The sequence below is a fragment of the Acidovorax sp. KNOB132 genome (genome assembly GCF_057541515.1).
Map to the genome: position 1 here is coordinate 1 of NZ_BAAJYT010000282.1, position 4426 is coordinate 4426.

Consider the following 4426-nt stretch of genomic DNA (forward strand, 5'->3'; position numbering starts at 1 on the left):
CGCTTTCGCCCACGGCGGGCGGCGGCGACCGGCCCCTGCTGGACCAGGCCCACGTGCGCGATGCCGCCCTGGCCCACGGCGTGTGCCCCTACTACCTGGGCCAGGAACTCGCCCGGTGGGCCGACGTGGTCGTGGGCGACTACCACTACTACTTCGATGCCGGCGCGCTGCTGCACGGCCTGGCGCAGGCCAACCAGTGGCGCGTGGCGGTGCTGGTGGACGAGGCGCACAACCTCGTGGAGCGCGGCCGCCGCATGTACACGGCCGAATTGCTGCCCGATTCGCTCTACCAGGCGCGGCATTCGGACACCGCCGCCCGCGTGCCGGCGGTGAAGAAGGCCCTGGACAAGGTGCGCCGCGCCTGGGTGGCGCTGGACAAGGCGCAGCCGGGGGCCTACGCCGTGCACGAGGCCTTCCCCGCCGCGCTGCTGGCCGCGCTGCAGCAGTGCGGCAGCGCCCTGGCCGACCATTTCGCGGAGCACCCCGAGCAGATGGACCCGGCGCTGCAGGCCTTCTACCTGGAGCTGCTGCACACCCAGCGGCTGGCCGAGTGCCTGGACACGCATTCGTTGGTGGACGTGGCCCGCGCCCCCGGCGGCGCGCCCGGCAGCTCGGTGGTCTGCCTGCGCAACGTGGTGCCGGCACCGTTCCTGGCGCCGCGCTTCGCGGCGGCGCACACCAGCACGCTGTTTTCCGCCACGCTGCAGCCGGCGCGCTACTACGCCGACCTGCTCGGCCTGCCGGCCGGCCATGCCGGCGTGGACGTGGCCTCGCCCTTCCAGGCCGCCCAGCTGCGCGTGGCCGTGGCCCGCCACATCTCCACGCGCTACCCGGACCGGTCCGCCTCGCTCGTGCCGATCGCGGACCTGATGGCGCGGCAGTTCGCTGACCGGCCGGGCAACTACCTGGCGTTCTTCAGCAGCTACGAATACCTGCAGCAGGTGGCCGAGGCGTTCGCGCGGCGCCACCCGCAGGTGCCGCACTGGCTGCAGTCGCGCCGCATGCAGGAGGCCGGGCAGCGCGAGTTCCTGGCGCGCTTCACCGAGGGCGGCGAGGGCATCGGCTTCGCCGTGCTGGGCGGCGCGTTCTCCGAGGGCATCGACCTGCCGGGCCGGCGCCTGATCGGCGCGTTCCTGTCCACGCTCGGGCTGCCGCAGATGAACCCGGTGAACGAGCAGATCCGCCAGCGCATGCACGCCCTCTTCGGCGCGGGCTACGACTACACCTACCTCTACCCGGGCCTGCAGAAGGTGGTGCAGGCGGCCGGCCGCGTGATCCGCTCGCCCAGCGACGAGGGCGTGGTGCACCTCATCGACGACCGCTTCGCGCGGGCCGAGGTGCAGCGGCTGCTGCCGGCCTGGTGGGCCGTGGAGGGTTAAGCCTCAAATCGGCCTCCAGCACAGATTCTTCTAGGGCGTATTGCTATTTAATTTGTAGCAAATGATGCCGCGCCACCGGGGTCATGCGGCCGCGCTCGCCGGGAAGTCCGTGGACGCGGCCAGCGCGCGCCACTGGGCGGTTTCCGCCTGCACGAACGCGTGCTTGTCGGCAATGGCATGCAGCGTGTCGGTGCCCAGCGGCAGTCGCAGGGGCGGCGCGGGGCTGTCCACCAGTTGCAGGATGGCCTGGGCCAGGCGCACGGGGTCGCCGGGCTGGTTCCGATGGATGCGGCGGGCCGCCTCGCGCACGGCGCCGGCGCTGGCGGCGTAGTCCTGCACGACCCGGGGCGAGACCACCAGCGACGCCGTGTCGAGGAATTCGGTGCGAAAGTAGCCCGGCTCCACCACCGTGGCGTGGATGCCCAGCGGTGCCAGCTCGGCGTGCAGGGCTTCGGTCAGGCCCTCGACCGCGAACTTGGTCGAGCAATACACGCCAAAACCCGCACTCGATTGCACCCCGCCCAGCGACGAGATGTTGATCACGTGGCCGGCGCGTTGCGCGCGCAGGGTGGGCAGCACGGCACGGGTCACGTTCAGCAGGCCGAACACGTTGGTGTCGTAGAGGCTGCGCACCTCGTCGGCGGTGGCCTCTTCCACCGCGCCCAGCAGGCCGTAGCCCGCGTTGTTGACCAGCACGTCGATCCGGCCGAAGCGTTCCAGCGCGGCGCCCACCGCCTGGAGGGCCTGTGCTTCGTCGGTCACGTCCAGGGACACGGCCAGCAGTGCGTCGTGGGTGCCCAGCCGCCGGGTGACGGACTGCGCGCTGCGCGAGGTGGCCACCACGGCATCGCCCCGGGCCAGCGCGGCCTCTGCGATGCGGGCACCGATGCCGCGCGAGGCGCCGGTGATCAGCCAGACGCGGGGATGGGAAGACGACGAAGCGGAGGCGGAAGCGGAAGTGGCAATGGAAGCGGTGGCGGTCATGGAAAGGTCCTCGGGTTTCTATTGGCGGTCTGCTCGGTCTGGCAGGCCGGTCGATCCGGCTGCCGTGGGTGGGACTTTAGGCACACCATTGCCATCGCACTAGCCCATAATTCCTCGATTCATACGCAAGCAATACTTGTCAATCGACGGTCAATCAAGGGGGAATGCCATGGCCATCAACGAACTGCGGGCCATCGCCACCTTCGCGAAAGCCGCCGAACTCGGCAGCCTGCGCCAGGCGGCCTCGGCACAGGGCGTCACGCCGCAGGCGGCCAGCCTGGCGCTGGCACAGCTGGAGGCGCACCTGGGCGTGCGGCTGTTCCACCGCACCACGCGCAGCCTCAGCCTGACGGAGGAGGGCCGCCGGTTTCTCGATGCCGCGCAGCCCGGGCTGGCCACCCTGCAGCGGGCGGTGCACGGCGCGCGGCGCGGGCGTGAGGAGATTGCCGGGCCGCTGCGCATCACCGCGCCGCGGTCGATGATGCTGGAGGTCATCTGGCCCGTGGTGGACGCGTTCTGCCGCCGCTATCCGCAGGTGGAGCCCGATGTGCAGCTGGACGACCGCATCGGCAACTGGGTGGAGGACCGGGTGGACGTGGGCTTTCGCTCCGGCTACCCGCCCGAGGGCGGGGTCGTCGCGCGGCGCCTGATGGCGCTGCAGCTGGTGGTGTGCGCCACGCCGGAGTACCTGGCGCGCCATGGCGTGCCGTTGCGCATCGAAGACCTGGCCGGGCACCGCTGCAGCGGTTTTCGCCACCCCGCCACGGGCAAGCCCATGCCGTGGGAGTTCCGCGTGGGCGAAGAGATCGTGGCCCACGCCATCGCGCCGGCAGTCTGCGTCAACGACATCGAGCTGGAGGCGCGCGCCGTGCTGGGCGGCCACGCGATCGGACAGCTGGTGGGCACCACCGCCGCGCCGCTGGTGCGCAGCGGCCGGCTGGTGCCGGTGCTGACCGATGTGGTCGCGCACCACCTGGGCTTGTACGTCTACTACGGCAGCCGTGCGGCCCAGCCGGCGCGGGTGCGCGCCTTCATCGACCTGGCGGTGGACATGCTGGCGGACAACCCGGCGTTCGGCCTGAGCCCGCAGGAGTTGGCGGGGGCCAGCGCGGCGCACGCGAAGGCGCTGAAGAAAAGCCACAAAGCCGCTGCCGCCCGGGCGCCGACCCGCTCGGGGTGATGCGCCAGGCGGGGCCTGCCCCTCGGCGCAGCGCCCGTGTCAGCCGCGGCGCAGCCGGCACGCCATCAGGATTTCGTCGTGGTATTGGCCATCGACGCAGAGGTACTCCCGCTCGACGCCGTACGCCACGAAACCCAGCGCCCGGTACAGCGCCACCGCCGCCGTGTTCGACGCGGTCACCCCCAGGTTGACCTGGCGCACGCCCAGCGGCTCGACGGCGTAGTCCAGGGCATGGCGCAGCAGGCGCCGCCCCACGGACCGGCGCCGCGCTTCGGGCGCCACGTACATGCCCCAGAGGAACGCCTTGTGCGAGAGCTGGCGCATGTCTTCGCGCTTGATGCCCACGGTGGCGACGAGCGTGCCGCCGTCGAACGCGCCCAGCACGGCCCGGCCGGGCTGGGGCTGCAGGCGGCGTTCGAAGTCGGCCAGGGGCGTGGCGGCCTCTTCCTCGTAGCTGGACGAAAACGCCTGCGGGCATTCGCGCAGCCCGCGCAGCCGCAGGGCGGCGAACGGCGCGGCGTCGTCGGGGGTGAGGGGGCGCAACTGCAGGTCGTCGAGGTCGGGGGGCATGGAGGGCATGGGTCAAGCGGGGCGGCCGAGAAGGGCCGGGGGGCCGGGCCGTCGCGGCGGCTTCCGGGGGCGGGCGAACGATCCGGTGCGGGGATGCGTTCCGTTATACCAACCTGCGCGGCGAAGGCGGGTTGGCGAACCGCCAGAATCGGTGCACAGTTCCGCGAACGCACCGCCCCACCGCCGGCCGAACCCCCACCCCTCACCCCGCTCCACGCCATGTCCGCCGCCATCGATCCGCCCCGCGCGCCGCTCGCCCCGGTGGCGCGCGTGCTGGCCGAAGCGGCGCTGCAGCGGCAGAACACCCTGCTCG

General features: G+C 72.2%; 4 protein-coding genes. 2 read left to right on the forward strand and 2 right to left on the reverse strand.

The window, feature by feature from the left end; genetic code table 11:
- On the forward strand, window positions 1–1379 hold a 1379-nt coding region (locus AC27IO_RS20980), incomplete at its 5' end, for an ATP-dependent DNA helicase (RefSeq protein ID WP_498740570.1).
- 81 nt (window positions 1380–1460) lie between these two features.
- On the opposite strand, the gene AC27IO_RS20985 is transcribed toward AC27IO_RS20980, so the two are convergent.
- On the reverse strand, window positions 1461–2363 hold the full coding sequence (locus AC27IO_RS20985) for an oxidoreductase (RefSeq protein WP_498740571.1): 903 nt from the start codon (window positions 2361–2363) through the stop codon (window positions 1461–1463).
- Window positions 2364–2532: 169 nt separating this feature from the next.
- On the opposite strand from AC27IO_RS20985, the gene AC27IO_RS20990 reads away from it, so the two are divergent.
- Window positions 2533–3543, forward strand: coding sequence for a LysR family transcriptional regulator (locus tag AC27IO_RS20990; protein WP_498740572.1), 1011 nt, complete (start codon window positions 2533–2535; stop codon window positions 3541–3543).
- A 39-nt stretch (window positions 3544–3582) separates the two neighbouring features.
- On the opposite strand, the gene AC27IO_RS20995 is transcribed toward AC27IO_RS20990, so the two are convergent.
- Window positions 3583–4113 (reverse strand): GNAT family N-acetyltransferase, encoded by a 531-nt coding sequence (locus AC27IO_RS20995; protein WP_498740574.1) that lies wholly within the window; start codon window positions 4111–4113, stop codon window positions 3583–3585.
- Window positions 4114–4426 lie beyond the last annotated feature (313 nt).

Bases quoted from the DNA above. Each gene is read 5' to 3' on its own strand.
- AC27IO_RS20985 (WP_498740571.1), bottom strand. From the start codon at position 2,363: ATGACCGCCACCGCTTCCATTGCCACTTCCGCTTCCGCCTCCGCTTCG.
- AC27IO_RS20990 (WP_498740572.1), top strand. From the start codon at position 2,533: ATGGCCATCAACGAACTGCGGGCCATCGCCACCTTCGCGAAAGCCGCC.
- AC27IO_RS20995 (WP_498740574.1), bottom strand. From the start codon at position 4,113: ATGCCCCCCGACCTCGACGACCTGCAGTTGCGCCCCCTCACCCCCGAC.